Raw genomic sequence first — 20518 nt, 5'->3', positions numbered from 1 at the left:
CCGATTGTCAGGGCCAGGGGTTGAGGTCGGGAAGGTCGCCGACGACCGAATGTGGCCGTCCGGCGAACCAGGCGGTGAGATCCGTCAGCTTGCCGGTGAGGACGAGGTCTTCACCGGTGCCGTTCTCCCAGCGCATGTCGCCCGAGTCCAGAACCAGGTGGACTCCGTCGGGCGTCCGCGGCCGGAGGAAGTCGAGCAGATGCAGGCAGAACTCCTCGGACCAGTCGTCGGACGTGGACTCCAGCGCGAGATCGACAGTGTGTACTTCGTACTCCCGCCAGCCGGCGTAGACGGTCGCAGCCAGATCGCTGTTGCGATGCAGCACCGGGCGCGACCAGTCGTCGACCTTGCCCCAAGCGGCCAGCAACCCGGCGCTCGCCGTCGCCACGTGATTCGTCAGCTCGTCAGCGGACCGGCCGGCACCCGCCTCGATCGCGGCATCGCGAGCCGGACGGCCACCGTCGTACATCTCGACCAGCCGGCTGGCCAGTGCCTCCTCGACCTGACGCGTCATCGCCTCGCTGAAGTTCGCAAGATGCGTCAGCACATGCCCACGCGACCACCCCGGCAGCCCCGACGGCGCCCGGACAGCTTGCTCGTCGAGGTTGACGAGGAGGGCGTTGAGTCGGTTGACCGACGCTTCGATCGGAGGCTTCACAACAGGCCCTTCGTCCAAGCGCCGTCGGATGACCGGTCGTAGCGCAGGCGCAAATGGTTGCGATCAGGGTCGGCCTGCCAGAACTCCACCTCGTCGGCGTCCAGCGTGTAGAGAGTCCAGTCGGCCTGCGTGCGGGCCGACGGCGGGCGCGCCATCAGGTCAGCCAGGGATTCGGCCGGGTCGGCGGGCGTCGCAGTACCGGTGATCCGCACCTGACGACCGAGCGGCACCCAGTAGAACGTCAACGCGGCCAGCGGGTGCGTCGCCAGTTCGCGCCCCTTGCGGCTGCCCGCGCTGCTCGCGAACTGCCAGCCCCGCTCGTCCACGTTCTTGAGAATCAGGATCCGCCCCGACGGACGCCCGGTCTCGTCGACCGTGGACAGCGTGGTCGCACAAGGCTCCGGTACGCCGTTGTCGATCGCGGTCGTCAGCCAGTCGACGAACAACCCGTGCGGCTCGCCCGGCGTCTGCGCCGGATCGAAAGCCGGTGGCTTGCCGGTCAGTGTCGGTACCGCGCGCAGCCGGGTCCGGAGGTTGCTCATGCATCCGCCTAATGGTAGATCTAATTTTGCCGTTAGAGGCGATAGTATGCGGATCGTGGGTCCACTCGCCTTCGAGATAGCTGCGACCATCCGGCATGACGGCCAGGGTGGCGTCGCGGACGGCCTGGCGACGGTGGAGCTGGCGGAGGCGTGGGTTCAGGCGAATGCCTCGCTGGTGGGGGAGGTTCTGGGGCGGTCGTTTGATGCCTCGCTGCTCGTGGTCGACGACGGCGTCCGGGAGCAGTTGGTCGGCGTACGGCGGGCGGTGCGTTCGTTGTTTGCCCGGGCCGTCAGCCCGGCGCTGCCGAGCAAGGCCGATGCCAGCAGGTTGCTCGATCCGGCCGCGGCCCTGAGGAGGTTGAACGAGGCCGCCGACAAGCTCGGGACCGCTCACCTCGACTGGCCTGAGGAAGGCGAGCCTGTGACGCGGTGGTCTCCTGAGTCATCCGACCCGCTGGATCTCCTCGTGGGCGCCATCGGCCGCTCGGGGATCGACTTCCTCGCCGGACCTGAGCGGCTCCGGCTCCGAGCCTGCCCGGCGGCTCGCTGCGTCAAGTACTTCCTCCAGGACGACCCGCGCCAGACCTGGTGCTCCCCGTCCTGCGGCAACCGTGAGCGCGTCAATCGTCACTATCAGCGAAAGCACGCGGGACAAGCATTAGCCTCGGATCTATGAGCCTGGGGCGATTCAAGGACCTGTGTATCGACGTGGGGTCCCCGAGTGTGATGACGTCGTTCTGGGGCCGGCTGCTCGGCCTGACCTCGCCCGCGGACAATCCGGAGGTGCTGGTCGGGAACCGGCCGGAGAAGACGATCTGGCTCAATCGGGTGGCGGAGCCGCGGACGGTCAAGCAGCGGGTTCATCTGGACGTGCACACGACCTCGATCGAGGAACTGGAGCGCGCCGGGGCGACGGTGCTGAGCCCGATCTCGGAGCAGCAGCACTGGGCCGTACTGGCCGATCCCGAAGGCGGCGAGTTCTGCGGATTCGTGCGCGAGAAGGCTACGGAGTACCGGTTGATGGAGCTGGTGGTGGACTCGGCCGACCCGGGGGCACAGGCGCGCTGGTGGGCCGGCGTGGTCGGTGGCGAGGTCGGGCATCAGCCGGACAAGCCCTGGTACTGGCTGGAGGACGTGCCCGGGCTGCCGTTCAAGTACTGGGTTTTCAACCCGGTGCCGGAGCCGAAGACGGTGAAGAACCGGATCCACTGGGACATCACAGCGGACGACCTCGACGCGATCCTGGCCGCAGGTGCGACACTGCTGCGGCCCAAGGACGACACGATCGGCTGGCACGTCTGCGCCGATCCCGAGGGCAACGAGTTCTGTGTGTTCCTTCCACCAGCGACCGAGGATTCTGATGGCGAAGCTTGATCTGTCCCTGTCCGGCCCGGACCTCTGTACCGCCCTGGTCGACATCTCGTCGGTCAGCGGCACCGAGGAGGAGCTGGCCGATGCGGTCGAGTCGGCGCTGTCGGGATACGCGCATCTGACCGTCTCGCGGCACGGCAACACCGTCGTCGCGCGGACCGAGCTGGGGCGTGCGGAGCGGATCGTCGTCGCCGGGCACCTGGACACCGTCCCGCTGAACGACAACCTGCCGGCTCGCCGCGCGGACGGGCTGATCCACGGGCTCGGCGCCTGCGACATGAAGGGCGGTGTCGCGGTCGGACTCCGGCTGGCCGCGACGCTGACCGAGCCGAACCGCGACATCACGTATGTCTTCTACGACTGCGAAGAGATCGAGTCGGAGCGCAACGGGCTGTTCAAGCTGACCCAGACGCATCCCGAGCTGCTGGAGGGTGTGTTCGCGGTCGTGATGGAGCCGTCGAACGCAGTCGTCGAGGCCGGCTGCCAGGGCACGATGCGGGTCGACGTGACGACGCGTGGCGAGCGGGCCCACTCGGCTCGTTCGTGGATGGGCAAGAACGCGATCCACGCGGCCGGGGAGATCCTCAACCGGCTGGCGGCGTACGAGCCGCGGCGGGTGCCGATCGACGGGCTGGAGTACCGCGAGGGGCTCAACGCGGTCGCGATCAGCGGCGGTGTCGCGGGGAACGTAGTACCGGATCTGTGCACGGTGTCGGTGAACTATCGGTTCGCGCCGAGCCGGTCGGAGGCCGAGGCTGAGGCGCATGTGCGTGAGGTCTTCGCCGGGTACGACGTGGTGGTGACCGACTCCGCGCCGGGCGGACTGCCGGGGCTGGAGCGGCCGGCGGCGGCCGCGTTCCTGCAGGTGGTCGGGGGTGAGCCGCAGCCGAAGTTCGGCTGGACCGATGTCGCGCGGTTCACGACGCTCGGGGTGCCTGCCGTGAACTACGGGCCGGGCGACCCGTTGTACGCGCACAAGCAGGACGAGTTCGTGCCCGAGGCGGAGATCGAGCAGTGTGAACAACGGTTGAGGACTTGGTTGACGTCGTAGGGTTTCGACCGGTCTCTGGTGCGGGCGCCCACTAATCTGGACATATGACCGAACCATCGATCCACCCCGACCGTCCGCAGGGCTCGCAGCAGCGGGGGCCTGTCGTGATGCGCCGCAACCAGGTGCAGCACTCGACCTCCGAGCAGCGGCTGCTGGACAGCCGCGGGCCGACGGACTGGGTGCACACCGACCCGTGGCGGGTGCTGCGGATCCAGTCGGAGTTCATCGAGGGCTTCGGGATGCTGGCCGAGCTCGGGCCGGCCATCAGCGTGTTCGGATCGGCGCGGACCAAGCCCGAGGACCCGATGTACGCGGCGGCCGAGCAGTTCGGGCGCAAGCTCGTCGGGGCCGGGTACGCGGTGATCACCGGTGGCGGGCCGGGTGTGATGGAGGCGGCGAACAAGGGCGCCTCCGAGGCCGGCGGGATGTCGGTCGGGCTCGGCATCGAGCTGCCGTTCGAGAACGGGCTGAACGAGTGGGTCGACATCGGGATGAACTTCCGGTACTTCTTCACCCGCAAGACGATGTTCGTGAAGTACGCGCAGGGGTTCGTCGTGATGCCGGGCGGGTTCGGCACCCTGGACGAGCTGTTCGAGGCGCTGACGCTGGCGCAGACGCGTAAGGTGACGTCGTTCCCGGTGGTGCTGTTCGGGACGTCGTACTGGAGCGGGCTGGCCGACTGGCTGCGCGAGACGATGCTTGCCGACGGCAAGATCTCGGCGGCGGACCTGGAGATGTTCACCATCACCGACGACGTGGACGAGGCGATCAGCTACATCGTGAAGGCCGGCGAGATGGCCGACGCGGCCGCTGAGGAGGCTGCCGCGGCCGCCGCCCGCGACGTCGCCGAGGCCGACAGCCCCGAGGCCCGGGAGCGCCGCGAGACCCGTCGGCTCGGCTCGGACGGCAGCTGATTCGTGGGTCGGCCCGGCTGGTGCCGCGGGTGAAACTGGGGGTTGACAACCGGCGACCGGCCCGTGGTTGTGCGGGGTTGTCCGTCGGCATGGCACGATCGGTCACGTGATGTGGTTCTTCGGGCTGATTGTCGTGCTCCTGATCGGGGCTGTTGCCGTCGTTGCCTCCGGACGGTGGGGCGCGATGGCCCCGGCGTACGACGACCGGCCGGATATGACGGTGCCGGCGCGGCAAGCGCTCACCGCCGACGACCTCGAGACGGCCCGCTTCGGCGTCGGCCTGCGGGGTTACCGGATGGACGAGGTCGACACCCTGCTCGAACGGGTCGCCCGCGAGGTGGCCGAACGGGACCGCCGGATCGCCGACCTCGAGCGAGCCGTCAGCCCGATCATCCACGGCCCGGAAGGCGCCGGCTTCACCGCCCGCGCCGACTACCAGCCCGCCGACTTCGACGACACCGGCTACAACAAGCCCATCCTCGTAGGCGGCGACTTCCCCACCTCCGAACAAGCCGCGGTCCCAGCGCAGCCCGCTGAGCAGCCCGCAGCTGCCTCCGAGCCAGAGGCAACCCCAGCGGCAACCACCGCCGAGGCACCTGCTGAACCCACCGCAGCGGCCAGCACGGAGGCACCTGCTGCGCCGGCGGCTGACGACGTACCGGCTGAGTCTTGGTTCGAGGAGGAGCCGGCGTCTGCGCTCGACGGCCAGCCGCAGGCTCCGGTGCCGCTTCCGCCGATGCTGCAGGAGCTCGTCCACACCACGGAGGAAGCCGAACCGGAGTCCTGGTTCACGGCGAAAGAGCCCCCTCCCGAGTACTCCGAAGAGGTCCTCGCCGAGAACGCCGCCGCCACCCCGCCCGCTGAGGCCGACCCAGACTCCGATGCTGACGACGACGAGGACGAGACCGATGCGGATGGTCAGTCGCGCGGCCGGCACAGCGCCGCACCCGATGTGAGCGCCGTCCAGCGACCCAACTGATGTCCTGCCACGCCGAAGCCGCCATCGACCTGCCTCTCGACCCGCAGGCCGCCTGGGACGCGCTGATGGACTGGAACGGCCGTACCGCCTGGCCGCTGATCCGCCCCGCCTTCGAGCTGATGATGCGCATCTCGCTCAAGCGCCTCGCCGCGGTGGTCGCGCGATGACCGTGATCGGCCCCGACGGGCAACCCCGCTGCAGCTGGGCCACCTCCGCGCCGGAGTACATCGCGTACCACGACGACGAGTGGGGCAAGACGATCCGCGACGACCACGGCCTGTACGAGCGGATGACGCTCGAGGGGTTCCAGTCCGGCCTGTCCTGGATCACGATCCTGCGGAAGCGGGAGAACTTCCGCAAAGCCTTCGACCAGTTCGACCCGGAGCGGATCGCGGAGTACGGCGAGAAGGACTTCGACCGCCTGATGGGCGATCCGGGGATCGTCCGCAACCGGCTGAAGATCAACGCCACCATCACCAACGCCCGCGCCCTGCTCGCGCTGGAGCCCGGCGAGCTGACCGAGCTGCTCTGGTCGTTCCAGCCCGCCGATCGCCCGGCGCCGAAGGCGATGGGCGACGTCCCGGCCACCACGCCGGAGTCGATCGCGATGGCCAAAGCCCTGAAGAAGAAGGGGTTCGTCTTCATCGGCCCGACCACCAGCTACGCCCTGATGCAGGCCACCGGCATCGTCAACGACCACCTGGCGGACTGCATCGCCCGCTAGCCGTGGTCCGCGCAGAGGCAGTGAACGCCTGAGGCGATCCAGTCCTGGCCGGTCCAGTCGGGATGACGTCGTAGCATCACGTCGGTGACCTCGGCGACGATCGTCTCCTCGTCCATGGACGAGTCGCGCCGGCGCCAGGTCTCGTCCCGGAGCAGTTCGAGGTAGTCGCGAGTATCAGCCAGCAGCTGAGCGCCACCGACCTCACCATGCCCCGGTACGACGGTCCGCACCGACTCGGCATCGGCCAGCCTCTGCATCACCGCCAACCACCGGGTCCCCGACACGTCGACATCATGCGGTGGGAACCACGGGAAGATCGCGAACTGCCCCGCCTCGACCAGGTCGCCAGTGAAGAGCACGTCATCCACGCTCACCACTTGATCGCCCTTGCTGTGAGCGCGGCCAGTAGCCCGCAACTCGACCACCCGCCCACCGAGATCCAGGGCGTAGCTGTTGGAGTAGACGGTGTCCGGCCGGACCAGCTCGACACCTGTCAGCGCCTGCGCGACGGTCTCGCCCAATCCACGGAACATCTCGAGGTACCCAGGTCCCTTGACCGCCAGGTCGTCCGCCTGGGCCTGGTTGACCAGGTATTTCGCCTCGCCCGCGAAGACCGCGGCGCCGAACGCGTGCTCGGGGTGGAAGTGCGTCGTGGTCAGGTACAGGCGTCGCCCGGCGGCGTACTCGAGCGCGAACTCCAGCACCTGCTCCGCGTTCCGCGGCCCCATCCCGGTGTCCACGACGAGCACCGCCTCCGTACCGCCGATCACGCCGATGTTGGGGACGAGCGGCACACTCCGGTCCGGGATCACCACCAGATCGCGGCCGATCTCCCGCGCCCCGGCGACATCGACGATCGGCTCGGGCAACTCCAGGTCGTGCAGGTCCATTCAGGACTCCTTTCGCGTCCCGTTCAGTTCAGCGCGGGGGAGCGGCCGTCGTCCAAGTCCAGTCCGGATGCCCCGATACCTTCCGGGTATCGTCGCTGGTGATGGACCTGCGGACCCTCAACTACTTCGTCGCCGTCGCCGAGGAACTCCACTTCGGCCGCGCCGCCGCACGGCTGGCGATGACCCAGCCGCCGCTGAGCCGCGCCATCAAACAACTCGAGACCGACCTCGGCGCCGTCCTGCTGACCCGCTCCCCGGCAGGCGTCACACTCACTCCCGCAGGCAGCGCCCTGTACGACGAAACGCGACTCCTCCTCAAGCAGCTCGACCAACTGAGATCGAGAGTCGCCATCGCCGCGGGCGCCGACACGATCACCATCGGCACGCTCGGCGACAGTGTCGAGCAGGCCGGCCCCGACCTCATCGCCGCCTTCCGCGAACAGCACCCCGGTATCACCGTGCGAATCCACGAGGCCGACTTCACCGACCCGACCATCGGCCTGCGCACCGGCCTGGTGGATGTCGCCATCACCCGCTCGCCCTTCGACGACACTGGCATCGCAACACAGGTCCTGCGCTCCGACCCGGTCGGCGCAGTCCTACGAACCGACGACCCCCTGGCCGACCGTGAGTCGCTCACCCTGGCCGACCTGGCCGACCGCCCCTGGTTCCGCCTCCCCGAAGGCGCCGACCCCCGCTGGCGCGCCTACTGGACCGGCGAGCCGATCGGCGCGCGTGCCACCGACCGTCTCCGCGACGCCGACCGCCATCGCGGAGACAGCCGCGGCGGCCCCATCGTGCGGACGGTTCACGAATGCATGCAGTCCGTGCTCTGGAACGGCACCGTGGGCATCGCGCCGCTCGGGCACGACCTTCCGCCGGGCCTGACCATCGTGCCGCTCAGCGATCGCCAACCCAGCCATCTCGTGCTCGCCTGGTCGAGTACCAACCGAACCCCGCCCATCCGCTCGCTCGCCCGGATCGCCGCCACCCTTTACCGCTGAGATTCTGTGAGCGGTCTCAAACGCCGGGTTACCCGGAGGCTTTTCAGGAATAACCAAGGGTGGGTGCAGGAATACCCTCGGTTATTTACCGTCCTGGTGCGGAAAATGCCGCCACTTGGTATCTCTTCTGGGTCAGTCGCGTTCGGTAGTCCACGGATCGCTCTCCGCCCCAGAAACGAATGAGGCCCGCCCATGCCCCATCGCAAGCTCCTCTCCTCCCTGGCCGTTCTGGCCACCGCCGCCCTCGGCTTCTCCGCTGCCGCGGCCGGCCAGGCGACCGCCGCTCCCGCCCCCGAGCGCGCCGAGGCGACCACCGTCTCGACCTACGCCGGTTCGCCGGCCGAAGCGGCCGCCAACAAGGCGTTCTACGACGCGGTGATGAAGTCCGCGACGGCCAAGCAGGCCAAGAGCGGCAACAAGCTCGCCGCGGTCACCGTCCGGTACCGGAACAACGCGTCGTCGTTCTCGAGCCAGATCTCGCAGTCGACGTCGATCTGGAACTCGTCGGTCGCCAACGTCAAGCTGCAGCAGGTCACCAGCGGCTCGTACGACTTCTACTACACACAGGGCAACGACCCGCGCGGGTCCTACGCGTCCACCAACGGCCACGGCCGGGGCTACATCTTCATCGACTTCGCCCAGGCGCAGCAGTACAACAAGACCCGGATCGTCGCCCACGAGACCGGCCACGTGCTCGGCCTGCCGGACCACTACTCCGGTCCGTGCAGCGAGCTGATGTCCGGTGGCGGCCCCGGCACGTCCTGCACCAACGCCTACCCGAACACGAACGAGCGCAACCGGGTCAACCAGCTGTGGGCCAACGGCAAGACCGGTCTGAGCACCTTCCAGACCATCCGCTGATCTTCAGCTGAACAGCGCCTCGGCCCGGAAACCCCAGGTGGGTTTCCGGGCCGCGGTACGTGCGGGGACTACTTGCCGTGAAAGGTCGGCTTCTCCTTCGCGACGAAGGACGCGACCGCGTTGCGGTGGTCCTCGGTGTCGCCGGTGAGCTGCATCTTGCCGCCCTCGAAGGCGAGCGACTCGGCCAGCGTGTGCGTCGCGGAGTACGCGATCGACTGCCGGATCGATCCGTACGCGACGGTCGGCCCATTGGCGAGCTTCGTCGCCAGCTCGGCCGTCGCCGAAACGAGCTCCTCAGCCGGTACTACGGAAGTCGCCAGCCCGAGCGTGAGCGCCTCAGCGGCCGGGATCGTCCGCGGGAAGTAAAGCAACTCGGTAGCACGCGCCGTCCCGATCAGCCGGGGCAGCGTCCACGAGATGCCGGTGTCGCAGCTCAGCGCGATCCCGGCGAACGCGAAGTTGAAGCCCGCCGTCTCGGCCACCACCCGGAAGTCGCAGGCGAACGCCATCGACGCGCCGGCCCCGGCGGCGACCCCGTTGACCGAGGCGATCACCGGCTTCGGCATCTCGGCCAGCGCCAGCGCGATCGGCGCGTAGTGGTCGGGGACCGTGCTCCACAGCGCGTCCGTGTCGTTCGCCGCGAGCAGCCGGATGTGCTCCTTCAGGTCCTGCCCGACGCCGAAGGCACGGCCGGTGCCGGTCAGCACGACACACCGGACGGCGTCGTCCGCCGCGGCCGCCTGGACCGTGTCCCGCAGCGCCACCTTGGTCGGGGTGTCGAACGCGTTCATCGCGTCCGGCCGGTTCAGGGTGATCGTCGCGACGCCCTCGGCCACGTCGTACAGAACAGAGTCACTCATCGTTGCGGGCTCCCAACACTCGGTGAAGAAGATCAGTGAACGGTCAGGCAGTTGTCCACGAAACGCCCGGCCGCGTGGCCCAGCCGGGTGGCGTGGAAGTCGAAGAACGCGGCCGCCCTGGTACCGGCCCAATCGGTGGGCAGCAGCTCGGCCGGCAGGCCGGGATCGAGGAACAGGAACTTGCGCCATTCGTGCAGCAGTTCCGACCGGACGGCGAACGCCTGCTCGTCGGTGAGGTCGTCGCCGGCGCTGTCGACCAGCGCCTTCGCGTCCTTCAGCCAGGAGTCGTACGACGCGCCGAGCTCGTCCAGCTTCCAGACCCGGCGGGCGAACTCGGCCGCGTCGTCGTCGATCGGCGCCCGGAACCGGTCGGCGGCGATCCCTTCCAGGCCGAGGATCTGGTCCACCTCGGCGTCGTTGCGCAGGCCGACCCAGGCCGCGTCGGACAGCGGAGCCCAACCCAGGAAGGCGAATTGGCTCGCCAGCTGCTCGCGCCGGCGGGCGTTCGGGACCTCGCGCAGGATGCCCAGATGCCAGTGCCCGTCCCACCCGCCCGGTGGGTCGGCGGGGTGGCTCTCACCGTCCGGCGGAAGGTTGCCGTCGGCCTCGGTTCGGTAGATCCGGACCGCGGCGTCGTCGAGGCGGCGACGCGCCCGGGACGTCAACGCGTAACCGGGCTGCCCGTCGATCCGTACCGGTTCCAGCCAGCCCTGCCGGACCATCCGCGACACGGCGGTCCGGACCGCCGGTGGATGTACACCCAGTGGGGCAAGCAGCCGGACCAGAGCGGCCACCGGTGCTTGCGCTCCACGCGCGCGCAGGTGGTCGCCGTACAGGTCGAAGAGGGCTGAACGGGCATGCACGAGACCTGAGTCTGCCGTATGGTGCACGGCTCTGGCCCAGGATCGGGGATAATGGGTCGAGATACACACTTTGCGATGCGCGCCGACGGCGCATCACCGCACGGGCACCGGCGACGGAGGGCCCGCGTGGTGTCGTCGCTCAACACCGAAGAGGGCAGTATCCAATGAGGGAAGGGGTGCGCGCATGGCGGCGATGAAGCCGCGGACGGGCGATGGTCCGCTCGAGGTCACCAAGGAGGGCCGGGGCATCGTGATGCGGGTTCCGCTCGAGGGCGGCGGTCGGCTCGTCGTCGAGCTGAACGCCGATGAGGCGACCGAGCTGGGGAACGCGCTCAAAGCCGTTGTCGGCTGATCCGATTCTCCGGTGTGCTCCAGGTGAGTGCATCCATAACTCCACGACCCCGGTGGGTGCCGTTTCCGGCACCGGCCGGGGTCGTTACGGTGACATCGACACTTTCCTTTGATCAAAACAGTGAGGACGACCAAGGTGGCTCGCCGCAGCAGCGCCCGCAACAGCTTCCCGACTCTGCCTGCCGTCGTCTGGCAGCCGGGGCTCCCCGTGCACGGGTCGCGGACCTGGGTGATCGTGGCCGGCCAGGCGGGTCTGCCGGCCGCGGCCAAGGAGGCTGGTGAGCGGCTCGGGGTTGACCTCGACCGGCTGCTCGAGGCGCAGCGCGCGACAGGGTTCAGCGCGGCGGCGGGAGCGACCGCGGCGTACCCGCTGCTGACCGGTGAGGTCACCGAGGTGCTGCTGGTCGGCGCCGGCGACGGCACCGCGGCGGAGCTGCGACACGCCGGTGCGGCGATCGCGCGGTTCGGCCGGGGCAAGGACGAGCTGACCACGGTCGTTGCTGAGGGCATCGACGACGAGGGGCTCCAGGCGTTCGCCGAGGGGATCGCGCTCGGGTCGTTCACGTTCACCCGCAAGACGGTCGACGTGGGCAAGCCGCTGGTCGAGCGGGTGGTGCTGACGGACGGTACCGACCTCGACCGCGCCGCCGTGGTCCAGCGCGGCCTGGTCATCGGCCGGACCGGGTGGCTGGCACGCGAGTTCGCCACCACCCCCTCGAACGAGAAGGACCCGGCCTGGATGGCCGCCCGCGCGACCGAGCTCGCCGCGCAGACCGGCCTCGAGGTCAAGGTGTGGGACGAGAAGCAGCTCGCCGCCGACGGCTTCGGCGGCATCCTCGCGGTCGGCAAGGGCTCGACCCGGCCGCCGCGCTTCATCCGCCTCGACTACACGCCGGCCGGCGCGACGAAGAACACCCCGTACGTCGTCCTGGTGGGCAAGGGCATCACCTATGACACCGGCGGCCTGTCGCTGAAGCCGCGCGAGGGCATGGTGTCGATGAAGCGCGACATGACCGGGGGCGGCTCGGTGATCGCGACGATGTCGGCCCTGCGCGAGCTGGGTGCCCAGGTCAAGGTCACCGGGCTGATCTGCTCGGCCGAGAACATGCCGTCGGGCACGGCGTACCGGCCGGACGACGTGATCCGGCACTACGGCGGCCGGACGACCGAGGTCAAGAACACCGACGCCGAAGGACGGCTGGTACTCGCCGACGGGCTCGCCTATGCGGTCAACGAGTTGAAGCCCGACGCGATCGTCGACATCGCGACATTGACCGGCGCGATCAAGGTGTCGCTCGGCTCGATGCTGTACGGCGGACTGTTCGCCACCGACGACGGGCTCGCGGCGCAGCTGGCCGGCGCGGGTGAGGTGTCGGGCGAGCGGCTGTGGCGGATGCCGCTGCCGGACGTCTACACCGACCTGATCTCGACCCCGATCGCCGACTCGGTGAACAGCTCGAAGGGACCGGGCTCGATCACCGCCGCCCTCTTCCTGAAGGCCTTCACCGGCGGCCTGCCCTGGGCCCACCTCGACCTGTCGAGCATCGCCGAATCACCGCGCGACGAGTACGAGTACTCCCTGGGCGCCACCGGCGCCGGCGCCCGCCTGCTCACCACCTGGCTGACAGGCGAAGCACCGACCGCCGGAATCGGCTAAGACCCGGACGCCCGCCACACACCAACCTCGCCGACCTCAGCTGGCTCACGCTCAGCGCTGCCGCCGGCACGCAGTTCTTGCCGGGTTGGTGTGTGCTGGCGGTCCGCTCTCTAGATCAGCGATTGGTACAGCTCGACGGTGCGGTTGGCGACGGCGTCCCAGCCGAAGTCGGCGATGGCTCGGGTGCGGCCGGCCTTGCCCATCGCCTCGGCTTTACCGGGGTTGGCGACCAGGTCGTTGATGCCTTCGGCCAGTTGGCGTTCGAAGGTGATGGGGTCGTTCTCGTCGTACGGGACCAAGGTGCCGGTCTCGCCGTCGACGACCACGTCGGGGATGCCGCCGACCGCGCTGGCGACGACGGCGGTCTCGCACGCCATCGCCTCGAGGTTGACGATGCCGAGCGGTTCGTACACCGACGGGCAGCAGAACGCGAGCGCGTGAGTGAGCACCTGGCGGACCTCGTGGCGCGGCAGCATCTCCGAGACGATGAAGACGCCGTCGCGGGTGGCCTTGAGCTCGTCGACGAGGGCGTCGGTCTCGGCCTTCAGCTCGGGGGTATCGGCCGCGCCTGCCAGCAGTACGAGCTGCACTGACGGGTCGAGCTGCATCCCGGCGCGCAGCAGGTGCGGTACACCCTTCTGGCGGGTGATCCGGCCGACGAACGTCACGTACGGCCGGCTGAGGTCGACGCCGAGGCGCTCGAGCACTGCCGTCGACGGGTCCGGGTGGTAGAAGTCCGAGTCGATGCCGTTGGTGATGATGTGCACCTTGGCCGGGTCGATCGCCGGGTAGCTGGCGAGGATGTCGTCCCGGGTGGAGTTGCTGACCGCGACGACGGCATCAGCAGCCTCGTACGCCGTACGCTCCGCCCAACTCGACAGTCGGTACCCGCCGCCGAGCTGCTCGGCCTTCCACGGGCGCAGCGGCTCCAGCGAGTGGGCCGTCACCACGTGCGGGATGCCGTACAGGAGCTTGGCCCAGTGCCCGGCCATGTTCGCGTACCAAGTGTGCGAGTGGACGAGCTGAGCGCTGCCCACAGACGCCGTCATGGTCAGGTCGGTCGAGAGGATACGCAGCGCCGCGTTCGCGTGCGGGATGCGTGGATCGTCCTCGGAGTGCGCGATCGCGCCGGCCCGTGGTTCTCCCATGCAGTGCACCTCGACGTCGAGCAGCTTGTGCAGCTCGCGGACGAGGAAGTCCACATGCACCCCAGCCCCGCCGTAGACGTCGGGGGGAAACTCACGCGTCAGGATCGCGATCTTCATCCCCCGACCATAAGCCACACCACCCCTTCACCTCCCGCTCCCAGCAGCCCGACATTTCAGGGGTTAACCCCTGAGCTGGTGGGTTGCCTAGCGAGAACCTGGGCAGGCAACCCACCATTTCAGGGGTTAACCCCTGAAATGTCGCGGTGGGGGCTTCACGACATCCGGGTGGCGACCCAGAAGCGGAGTTTGCCGTGGCGTTCGTCTTCCTGTTCGCCGCCGGCCGCGAGGATGACCTTGCGGGAGGCCTCGTTGTCGGCGTCGCAGGTGACCAGGGCGGGATCGATGCCGAGCCGGGCGGCGATCGGCAGGGACTGGTGCAGCATCTGGGTGGCGTGGCCGCGGCGCCGGGCGGAGGGGCGTACGCAGTACCCGATATGTCCGCCGAGCTCGAGCAGCGGCGGCGTCAGGGTGTGCCGGATGGCCAGCCGCCCGAGCCACTCGACGCCGTCGTCGACGAACCAGAGGGTTGTCTGGTGCACAAGATCGGGCGGCGGCGAAACGCTCTCGTCAGCGTCCGCGCGGATCGCCTCGACCATCCGCGCGAACTCGGCGGGGTCCTCGGCCCGCTCCCGGCTCCAGCGCTCGCGGAACCCGCTCGCACCCATCCAGCGCTCCTCCGAAGACCTCAGCTCGTCCCAAGCTTCGAGGAAAGATCGGTGAACAGCAGTGGTGGGTTCGACGAGCATCGGCATGCACCTAGTGTCACGACACACTCAACTGTCTTATGCAAAGGGTCTTGGAAAGCTAAGGTGCGGACATGGCGAAGGCACCGAAAATTCTGGGAATCGTGCTGGCCGGTGGCGAGGGGAAGCGGCTGATGCCGCTCACGGCGGACCGGGCCAAACCGGCCGTGCCGTTCGGGGGCAGTTATCGCCTGATCGACTTCGTGCTGTCCAACCTGGTCAACGCAGGCATCCGCAGCTTGTGCGTGCTGACGCAGTACAAGTCGCACTCGCTGGACAGACACGTCACGATCACCTGGCGAATGTCGACGTTCCTCGGCAACTACGTCACCTGTGTGCCGGCCCAGCAACGGCTCGGCCCGCAGTGGTACCAGGGCAGCGCCGACGCGATCTACCAGTCGATGAACCTGATCAACGACGCCAAACCCGACATCATCGTCGTGTTCGGTGCGGACCACGTGTACCGGATGGACGTCTCCCAGATGGTGACCGACCACATCGCGCGCGGCAACGGCGTGACGGTGGCCGGGATCCGGGTCCCGCGCGTCGAGGCGTCCGAGTTCGGCGTGATCAAGACCGCCGAGGACGGCCACACGATCGCGGAGTTCCTGGAGAAGCCGGCCGACCCGCCCGGCCTGCCGGACTCGCCGGACGAGACCTTCGCGTCGATGGGCAACTACGTGTTCAGCACCGACGTACTGGTGGAGGCGCTCCGCAAGGACGCCGCCAACCCGGCGTCGCGGCACGACATGGGCGGCGACATCGTCCCGATGCTGGTTGCCGAGGGCAAGGCCGGGGTCTACGACTTCAAGGACAACGACGTACCGGGCGCGCTCGACCGGGACCGGTCGTACTGGCGCGACGTCGGTTCGCTCGACTCGTACCACGAGGCGCACATGGACCTGGTCTCGATCCAGCCGGTCTTCAACCTGTACAACTCCGACTGGCCGATCTTCACCTCGCACCCGCAGCTGCCCGGCGCCAAGTTCACCGACAACGCGACCATCGGCGAGTCGATCGTCTGCGCCGGCTCGATCATCTCCGGCGCCACCGTCGACCACTCGGTACTCGGCGCCAACGTGATCGTCCTCGCGGGCGCGAACATCAAGAACGCCGTCATCATGGACAACTGCAAGATCGGCGCGAACGCCGTCCTGAAGAACGTCATCCTGGACAAGAACGTGATCGTGCCGGCCGGCGTCGAGATCGGCATCGACCCGGACCGTGACCGCGAACGCGGCTTCACCGTCAGCAAGGGCGGCGTGACAGCCATCGGAAAAGACACGGTCATCGAACCGTGACCCCGAACTGGGTGAAACCGGACTGGATTGTGGATCCGGGGGAGGCCGAGGCTGCTGCGGTCGCACTCGACGAGGGCGATCCGGGGTGGCGGGAGTTGTTCGACATTCCGCCGGTGGAGTCCGGGGGCTATCCGGAGGTTGCGTACTTCGCCGGCAACTCGCTCGGGTTGCGGCCGAAGGCGACCCGGGTCGAGCTGATGGAGGACCTCGACTCCTGGGGACGCTGGGGCGTCGAGGGGCACCACGACGCCTCGCGCCCGTGGTTGCCGTACCACGGGTTGCTGACCGAGCCGGCTGCTCGGCTGGTTGGTGCGTTGCCGACCGAGACCGTCGTGATGAACTCGCTGACGGTCAACCTGCACCTGCTGATGGTCTCCTTCTACCGGCCGACAGCAGACCGCTTCAAGATCGTCATCGAGGACGCGGCCTTCCCGTCGGACAGCTACGCCGTACGCTCGCAGGCCGCGTTCCACGGCTACTCACCTGATGACGCGGTGGTCCGTCTCAGCCCGCGAGCTGGCGAGGACGTACTGCACACCGAAGACGTGCTCGCCGCCGTGTCAGCCCCGGACGTCGCCCTGGTCCTGCTAGGCGGCGTCAACTACCTGACCGGCGAGCTGATGGACATTCCGACGATCACCGCTGCCGGTCGTGCGGCGGGTGCCGTGGTCGGGTGGGATCTCGCGCACGCCGTCGGCAACGTGCCGCTGGCGCTGCACGAGTGGGACGTGGACTTCGCCGCCTGGTGCTCGTACAAGTACCTGAACTCGGGTCCGGGCGCGCTGGCCGGCGCCTTCGTGCACGAGCGGCATCTGGCCAGTGGCCTGCCGCGGTTCGAGGGCTGGTGGAGTACAGAGGAGGCGTCGCGGTTCGAGATGGCTGCCGAGTCGCGGCCGCCGGCGTCGGCCGACGCGTGGCAGGTGTCCAACCCGCCGATCTTCTCGATGAGCCCGGTACGGACCTCGCTCGAGATCTTCGACAAGGTCGGCATCTCCGTACTCCGCGAGCGCAGCCTGCGGTTGACGGCGTACCTGGAGAAGCTGCTCGCCGGCATCACCTCGACACGGCCTCTGCAGGTGATCACGCCGACCGATCCTTCGCGAAGGGGTGCTCAGCTCTCGCTGCGGATCGGCGGCGGGCTGCGGGCCGGCGCGTTGGCCAAGACGCTGCGCTTCGACCACGGCGTGATCGCCGACGCCCGCGAACCCGACGTACTGCGGCTTGCCCCCGTACCCCTTTATTCGCTGTACCACGACTGCTGGCGTGCAGTGGAGGCGCTGGCTCAAGCCGTTCCGGAGAATGCATGACTGAACGTGTAGCCATCGTCGGTGCCGGCCTGGCGGGCAGTCTGCTCGGGTGTTATCTGGCGCGGCGCGGGCTGTCGGTCGCCCTGTACGAACGCCGCCCGGACCCGCGAGCGGGGCAACCCGAGCGGGGCCGGTCGATCAACCTGGCGATCTCCGAGCGCGGGCTGGACGCGTTGCGCCGGATCGGGCTGGTCGATTCGGTGATGGCCGACGCGCTGCCGATGAAGGGGCGGATGATCCATCCCGTCGCCGGTGAGCTGGACTTTCACCAGTACAGCGCGTCGGGGGACCGGGCGATCAACTCGATCAGCCGCGGGACGCTGAACAACGCGCTGCTGGACGCGGCGGCTGCGGCTCCCGGGGTCTCGGTGTTCTTCGAGCATCGGCTGGTGGAGCTGGATTCGTGCACCGGGTCGATGGTCTTCGAGACGCCGACCGGCAAGGTGAAGGTGTCGGCGGACGTAGTACTGGGTGCTGATGGGGCCGGCTCGGCAGTACGGGAGCAGTTGCTGGCCGAAGGCGCTGTGGGGGAGTCGGTGGACTTCCTCGACTACGGCTACAAGGAGTTGAGCATCCCTGCGGTGGATGGCTCGTTCGCCTTGGATCCCGGTGCGTTGCACATCTGGCCGCGCGGCACGTCGATGATGATCGCGTTGCCGAACCCGGATCGCTCCTTCACCTGCACGCTCTTCTGGCCGGCCGGCGATTTCGATGCCCTGAGCAACCGCATCTCGATCGAGGCGCATTTCCGTACGCATTATCCCGACTTGTTGCCGTTGGCACCTTCACTGGTCGACGACTACCTGCAGAACCCGGTCGGAGTACTCGGCACCGTCCACGCCCAACCCTGGCAAGCCCACGGCCGTACCGCGTTGATCGGCGACGCAGCCCACGCGATCGTCCCCTTCTACGGCCAGGGCGCCAACTGCGCCTTCGAAGACGTAGTCGAGTTGGACCGCTGCCTAGCCGACACCGGCGGCTCCTGGGCGAGAGCCCTGCCGTTGTACGAACACCGCCGCCGAGAAAACACCGAGGCCATCGCGGCCATGGCTCTCGACAACTTCGTAGAAATGCGAGACAAGGTCACCTCACCCGTCTTCCGCCTCGGCAAACAAATCGAACATGCCCTGGAACGAGCCCTCCCCGGCCGCTACGTCTCCCGCTACGAACTGGTCTCCTTCTCCACCACCCCGTACGCCGAAGTCCAGCAAAGAGTCCACCGCCAACACCAATTCCTGGCCGCCGCCGTCCTCCTAGGCGCAGGCGTGATCGGCGCCGCCGCCCGGATCGCCCGCTCCGGCCGGGGCTCGCGATGAGTGATTTGTGGCAGCCTGGCCTGCTGACCGGGCAGCCGTCGTCTGTTGGGTTGTTGCGGAATTTTGTCGGTGGCTCTTTTGTCGAGGGTGGCTCGACGTTCGCCAAAGTCAGTCCGGTGACCGGAGAGCAGATCTTCGACGTCTCCGAGGCTGATGCCTCGACCGTGGATGCCGCCGTCGACGCTGCTCGGGCTGCCTTGAAAGGGCCCTGGGGGCGGATGAGCGAGCAGGAGCGGGCGGTGGTGCTCCGGCGGGTGGCTGATGAGTTGGAGCGGCGCTTCGACGATCTGGTGGCTGCCGAGGTGGGCGATACCGGGAAGTCGATCAGCCAGGCGCGGACGCTCGACATCCCGCGAGGTGCGGCCAACTTCCGGTCGTTCGCGGATTTTGCGACTACTGCTTCGACCGAGTCGTTCACGACCACGCTGGCTGATGGGCGGCGGGCGTTGAACTACGCGGTGCGGAAGCCGGTGGGGGTCGTCGCGATCATCGTGCCGTGGAATCTGCCGTTGCTGCTGCTCACCTGGAAGGTGGCGCCGGCGCTTGCCTGTGGCAACACTGTGGTGGTGAAGCCTTCGGAGGAGACGCCCTCGTCGGCGACGGTTCTCGCCGAGGTGATGGCGGCTGCCGGATTACCGGATGGGGTTTTCAATCTTGTGCACGGCTTCGGGCCGTCCTCGGCCGGTGAGTTTCTGACCAAGCATCCGGGCGTCGACGCGATCACCTTCACCGGCGAGTCCGCCACAGGCTCCGCGATCGCCAAGGTCGCAGCCGACGGGGTGAAGGCCGTGTCCTTCGAGCTGGGCGGTAAGAACGCCGGACTGGTCTTCGCTGACGCCGACCTGGACGCGGCGGTCGAGGGATCCGTCCGCTCGGTCTTCACCAACGGCGGCCAGGTCTGCTTGTGCACCGAACGCCTGTACGTCGAACGCCCGGTCTTCGAGGAGTTCAGTACCCGCCTCGCCGCCCGCGCCGCCGAACTCACCTTCGGCTGGCCCGCCGACGAGGCCACCGTCAACATGCCGCTGATCTCCAAGACCCATCGCGACAAGGTTCTCTCGTACTACGACCTGGCGCGAGCCGAAGGCGCCGAAGTGCTCACCGGCGGCGGTGTTCCGTCCTTCGGCGACGCTCGCGACAACGGTTGCTATGTGCAACCGACCGTGGTGACCGGGCTGCCCGCTGGGGCGCGCACCAACACTGAGGAAATCTTCGGTCCGATCTGCCACATCGCCCCGTTCGACACCGAGGACGAAGCGTTTGCCCTGGCCAACGATTCGCAGTACGGGCTGGCGGCAACGGTCTGGACGCGGGACGTCGGGCGGGCGCATCGGGCCGGGGCGGCGCTCGATGTCGGGATCGTCTGGGTCAACACGTGGTTCCTGCGGGATCTGCGCACGCCGTTCGGTGGTACCAAGCTCTCCGGTATCGGGCGCGAGGGCGGCAACCACTCGCTGCACTTCTACTCGGAACTGACCAACGTCTGCGTGGAGTTGTCGTGAGCGACGCGAAAGTGGTGGCGGGGAAGGCGACGCCGCGCGGGCGGTTCCCGCATGTGAAGGTGGCGGGCGGGTTCGCGTTTGTATCGGGGACATCCAGTCGACTGCCGGACAATACGATTGCCGGGGCGTCGGTGGATGAGTTCGGGACGACGACGCTGGACATCCGGGTGCAGACGCGGGCTGTGCTCGAGAACATCCGGGACATCCTGAGCGCGGTCGGGGCCGGGTTGGAGGACGTGGTCAGCGTGACGACGTACCTGGTGTCGATGAACGACTTCGGTGGGTACAACGAGGTCTACGGCGAGTTCTTCGACGAGGGTGGGCCGGCCCGGACGACGGTCGCGGTGCATCAGCTGCCGCATCCCCAGCTACTGATCGAGATCCAAGCAGTCGCAGCGGTCAAGGAGAGGTGAAGA

At 68.3% G+C, this 20518-nt stretch carries 23 protein-coding genes; 16 read left to right on the top strand and 7 right to left on the bottom strand.

Translation table 11 applies throughout. The features are described from left to right. Nucleotides 1-7 precede the first annotated feature (7 nt). On the bottom strand, nt 8-658 hold the full coding sequence (locus tag OHA70_RS02310) for a maleylpyruvate isomerase family mycothiol-dependent enzyme (protein WP_328327964.1): 651 nt from the start codon (nt 656-658) through the stop codon (nt 8-10). Then, nucleotides 655-1200 (bottom strand): pyridoxine/pyridoxamine 5'-phosphate oxidase, encoded by a 546-nt coding sequence (locus OHA70_RS02305; protein WP_328327962.1) that lies wholly within the window; start codon nt 1198-1200, stop codon nt 655-657. Before OHA70_RS02305 ends, OHA70_RS02310 begins: the two co-directional genes overlap by 4 nt. Nucleotides 1201-1255: 55 nt before the next feature. On the opposite strand from OHA70_RS02305, the gene OHA70_RS02300 reads away from it, so the two are divergent. From OHA70_RS02300 to OHA70_RS02270, 7 genes are all read left to right on the top strand, one after another. Beyond that, nucleotides 1256-1876, top strand: coding sequence for a CGNR zinc finger domain-containing protein (locus tag OHA70_RS02300; RefSeq protein WP_442913866.1), 621 nt, complete (start codon nt 1256-1258; stop codon nt 1874-1876). After that, the gene (locus tag OHA70_RS02295; RefSeq protein ID WP_328327958.1) at nt 1873-2574 is read left to right on the top strand and encodes a VOC family protein; all 702 of its coding nucleotides are present in this window, start codon (nt 1873-1875) and stop codon (nt 2572-2574) included. Before OHA70_RS02300 ends, OHA70_RS02295 begins: the two co-directional genes overlap by 4 nt. After that, nucleotides 2561-3622 carry a succinyl-diaminopimelate desuccinylase gene (gene dapE, locus OHA70_RS02290; protein ID WP_328327956.1) on the top strand — a complete coding sequence of 354 codons (1062 nt, stop codon included), beginning with the start codon at nt 2561-2563 and terminating at the stop codon, nt 3620-3622. Before OHA70_RS02295 ends, dapE begins: the two co-directional genes overlap by 14 nt. 44 nt (nt 3623-3666) lie before the next feature. Further along, the gene (locus tag OHA70_RS02285; protein WP_328327954.1) at nt 3667-4536 is read left to right on the top strand and encodes a TIGR00730 family Rossman fold protein; all 870 of its coding nucleotides are present in this window, start codon (nt 3667-3669) and stop codon (nt 4534-4536) included. Nucleotides 4537-4645: 109 nt separating this feature from the next. Next, on the top strand, nt 4646-5515 hold the full coding sequence (locus tag OHA70_RS02280) for a DivIVA domain-containing protein (RefSeq protein ID WP_328335022.1): 870 nt from the start codon (nt 4646-4648) through the stop codon (nt 5513-5515). Beyond that, complete coding sequence (locus tag OHA70_RS02275; protein WP_328327952.1) at nt 5515-5682, top strand: hypothetical protein; 168 nt, start codon at nt 5515-5517, stop codon at nt 5680-5682. The genes OHA70_RS02280 and OHA70_RS02275 overlap by 1 nt, the downstream gene beginning before the upstream one ends. Then, nucleotides 5679-6239 carry a DNA-3-methyladenine glycosylase I gene (locus OHA70_RS02270; protein ID WP_328327950.1) on the top strand — a complete coding sequence of 187 codons (561 nt, stop codon included), beginning with the start codon at nt 5679-5681 and terminating at the stop codon, nt 6237-6239. The genes OHA70_RS02275 and OHA70_RS02270 overlap by 4 nt, the downstream gene beginning before the upstream one ends. Here OHA70_RS02270 and OHA70_RS02265 read toward each other — a convergent pair. Beyond that, a complete protein-coding gene (locus OHA70_RS02265; RefSeq protein WP_328327948.1) occupies nt 6236-7129 on the bottom strand; it encodes an MBL fold metallo-hydrolase in 894 nt (297 codons plus the stop codon). The genes OHA70_RS02270 and OHA70_RS02265 overlap by 4 nt on opposite strands. A gap of 101 nt (nt 7130-7230) precedes the next feature. Between OHA70_RS02265 and OHA70_RS02260 the strand changes: the two genes are divergently transcribed. Continuing rightward, nucleotides 7231-8133, top strand: a complete 903-nt coding sequence (locus OHA70_RS02260; RefSeq protein WP_328327946.1) for a LysR substrate-binding domain-containing protein — start codon at nt 7231-7233, stop codon at nt 8131-8133. Nucleotides 8134-8325: 192 nt separating this feature from the next. After that, a complete protein-coding gene (gene snpA / locus OHA70_RS02255) occupies nt 8326-8994 on the top strand; it encodes a snapalysin (RefSeq protein WP_328327944.1) in 669 nt (222 codons plus the stop codon). A 68-nt stretch (nt 8995-9062) separates the two neighbouring features. On the opposite strand, the gene OHA70_RS02250 is transcribed toward snpA, so the two are convergent. Both OHA70_RS02250 and OHA70_RS02245 read right to left on the bottom strand, forming a co-directional pair. Further along, the gene (locus OHA70_RS02250; RefSeq protein ID WP_328327942.1) at nt 9063-9854 is read right to left on the bottom strand and encodes an enoyl-CoA hydratase/isomerase family protein; all 792 of its coding nucleotides are present in this window, start codon (nt 9852-9854) and stop codon (nt 9063-9065) included. 32 nt (nt 9855-9886) lie between these two features. Next, nucleotides 9887-10717 (bottom strand): PaaX family transcriptional regulator, encoded by an 831-nt coding sequence (locus OHA70_RS02245; protein ID WP_328327940.1) that lies wholly within the window; start codon nt 10715-10717, stop codon nt 9887-9889. A gap of 184 nt (nt 10718-10901) precedes the next feature. Here OHA70_RS02245 and OHA70_RS02240 point away from each other — a divergent pair, with 184 nt between their 5' ends. Then, entirely contained in the window at nt 10902-11069 is a 168-nt protein-coding gene (locus OHA70_RS02240; RefSeq protein ID WP_012923066.1) for a DUF3117 domain-containing protein, read from the top strand. A gap of 120 nt (nt 11070-11189) precedes the next feature. Further along, nucleotides 11190-12725 carry a leucyl aminopeptidase family protein gene (locus OHA70_RS02235; protein ID WP_328327938.1) on the top strand — a complete coding sequence of 512 codons (1536 nt, stop codon included), beginning with the start codon at nt 11190-11192 and terminating at the stop codon, nt 12723-12725. Between the two features lie 110 nt (nt 12726-12835). On the opposite strand, the gene glgA is transcribed toward OHA70_RS02235, so the two are convergent. Both glgA and OHA70_RS02225 read right to left on the bottom strand, forming a co-directional pair. After that, nucleotides 12836-13990, bottom strand: a complete 1155-nt coding sequence (glgA, locus tag OHA70_RS02230; protein ID WP_328327936.1) for a glycogen synthase — start codon at nt 13988-13990, stop codon at nt 12836-12838. Between the two features lie 155 nt (nt 13991-14145). After that, nucleotides 14146-14598 (bottom strand): GNAT family N-acetyltransferase, encoded by a 453-nt coding sequence (locus OHA70_RS02225; RefSeq protein WP_328327934.1) that lies wholly within the window; start codon nt 14596-14598, stop codon nt 14146-14148. Between the two features lie 152 nt (nt 14599-14750). Between OHA70_RS02225 and glgC the strand changes: the two genes are divergently transcribed. The 5 genes from glgC to OHA70_RS02200 are packed head-to-tail and all read left to right on the top strand — an operon-like array spanning nt 14751 to nt 20515. Continuing rightward, nucleotides 14751-15977 (top strand): glucose-1-phosphate adenylyltransferase, encoded by a 1227-nt coding sequence (gene glgC, locus OHA70_RS02220; RefSeq protein ID WP_328327932.1) that lies wholly within the window; start codon nt 14751-14753, stop codon nt 15975-15977. Further along, a complete protein-coding gene (gene kynU, locus OHA70_RS02215; RefSeq protein WP_328327930.1) occupies nt 15974-17284 on the top strand; it encodes a kynureninase in 1311 nt (436 codons plus the stop codon). The genes glgC and kynU overlap by 4 nt, the downstream gene beginning before the upstream one ends. Then, on the top strand, nt 17281-18600 hold the full coding sequence (locus OHA70_RS02210) for an FAD-dependent oxidoreductase (RefSeq protein ID WP_328327928.1): 1320 nt from the start codon (nt 17281-17283) through the stop codon (nt 18598-18600). Before kynU ends, OHA70_RS02210 begins: the two co-directional genes overlap by 4 nt. Beyond that, nucleotides 18597-20102 carry a 2-hydroxymuconic semialdehyde dehydrogenase gene (locus OHA70_RS02205; protein ID WP_328327926.1) on the top strand — a complete coding sequence of 502 codons (1506 nt, stop codon included), beginning with the start codon at nt 18597-18599 and terminating at the stop codon, nt 20100-20102. The genes OHA70_RS02210 and OHA70_RS02205 overlap by 4 nt, the downstream gene beginning before the upstream one ends. Next, the gene (locus tag OHA70_RS02200; protein ID WP_328327924.1) at nt 20099-20515 is read left to right on the top strand and encodes a RidA family protein; all 417 of its coding nucleotides are present in this window, start codon (nt 20099-20101) and stop codon (nt 20513-20515) included. Before OHA70_RS02205 ends, OHA70_RS02200 begins: the two co-directional genes overlap by 4 nt. Nucleotides 20516-20518: the final 3 nt, after the last annotated feature.

The sequence above is a fragment of the Kribbella sp. NBC_00382 genome, assembly GCF_036067295.1.
GTDB lineage: Bacteria > Actinomycetota > Actinomycetes > Propionibacteriales > Kribbellaceae > Kribbella.
This window is presented reverse-complemented; position numbering and strand designations above follow the sequence as displayed.

What these genes read in the sequence shown, in the direction of transcription:
- OHA70_RS02240 (WP_012923066.1), top strand. Translation starts at nt 10,902, where the DNA reads ATGGCGGCGATGAAGCCGCGGACGGGCGATGGTCCGCTCGAGGTCACC.
- OHA70_RS02205 (WP_328327926.1), top strand. Translation starts at nt 18,597, where the DNA reads ATGAGTGATTTGTGGCAGCCTGGCCTGCTGACCGGGCAGCCGTCGTCT.
- OHA70_RS02270 (WP_328327950.1), top strand. Translation starts at nt 5,679, where the DNA reads ATGACCGTGATCGGCCCCGACGGGCAACCCCGCTGCAGCTGGGCCACC.
- OHA70_RS02250 (WP_328327942.1), bottom strand. Translation starts at nt 9,854, where the DNA reads ATGAGTGACTCTGTTCTGTACGACGTGGCCGAGGGCGTCGCGACGATC.
- OHA70_RS02225 (WP_328327934.1), bottom strand. Translation starts at nt 14,598, where the DNA reads ATGGGTGCGAGCGGGTTCCGCGAGCGCTGGAGCCGGGAGCGGGCCGAG.
- OHA70_RS02275 (WP_328327952.1), top strand. Translation starts at nt 5,515, where the DNA reads ATGTCCTGCCACGCCGAAGCCGCCATCGACCTGCCTCTCGACCCGCAG.
- OHA70_RS02285 (WP_328327954.1), top strand. Translation starts at nt 3,667, where the DNA reads ATGACCGAACCATCGATCCACCCCGACCGTCCGCAGGGCTCGCAGCAG.
- glgC (WP_328327932.1), top strand. Translation starts at nt 14,751, where the DNA reads ATGGCGAAGGCACCGAAAATTCTGGGAATCGTGCTGGCCGGTGGCGAG.
- snpA (WP_328327944.1), top strand. Translation starts at nt 8,326, where the DNA reads ATGCCCCATCGCAAGCTCCTCTCCTCCCTGGCCGTTCTGGCCACCGCC.
- OHA70_RS02295 (WP_328327958.1), top strand. Translation starts at nt 1,873, where the DNA reads ATGAGCCTGGGGCGATTCAAGGACCTGTGTATCGACGTGGGGTCCCCG.
- OHA70_RS02210 (WP_328327928.1), top strand. Translation starts at nt 17,281, where the DNA reads ATGACTGAACGTGTAGCCATCGTCGGTGCCGGCCTGGCGGGCAGTCTG.
- OHA70_RS02265 (WP_328327948.1), bottom strand. Translation starts at nt 7,129, where the DNA reads ATGGACCTGCACGACCTGGAGTTGCCCGAGCCGATCGTCGATGTCGCC.
- OHA70_RS02280 (WP_328335022.1), top strand. Translation starts at nt 4,646, where the DNA reads ATGTGGTTCTTCGGGCTGATTGTCGTGCTCCTGATCGGGGCTGTTGCC.
- dapE (WP_328327956.1), top strand. Translation starts at nt 2,561, where the DNA reads ATGGCGAAGCTTGATCTGTCCCTGTCCGGCCCGGACCTCTGTACCGCC.
- OHA70_RS02305 (WP_328327962.1), bottom strand. Translation starts at nt 1,200, where the DNA reads ATGAGCAACCTCCGGACCCGGCTGCGCGCGGTACCGACACTGACCGGC.
- glgA (WP_328327936.1), bottom strand. Translation starts at nt 13,990, where the DNA reads ATGAAGATCGCGATCCTGACGCGTGAGTTTCCCCCCGACGTCTACGGC.
- OHA70_RS02260 (WP_328327946.1), top strand. Translation starts at nt 7,231, where the DNA reads ATGGACCTGCGGACCCTCAACTACTTCGTCGCCGTCGCCGAGGAACTC.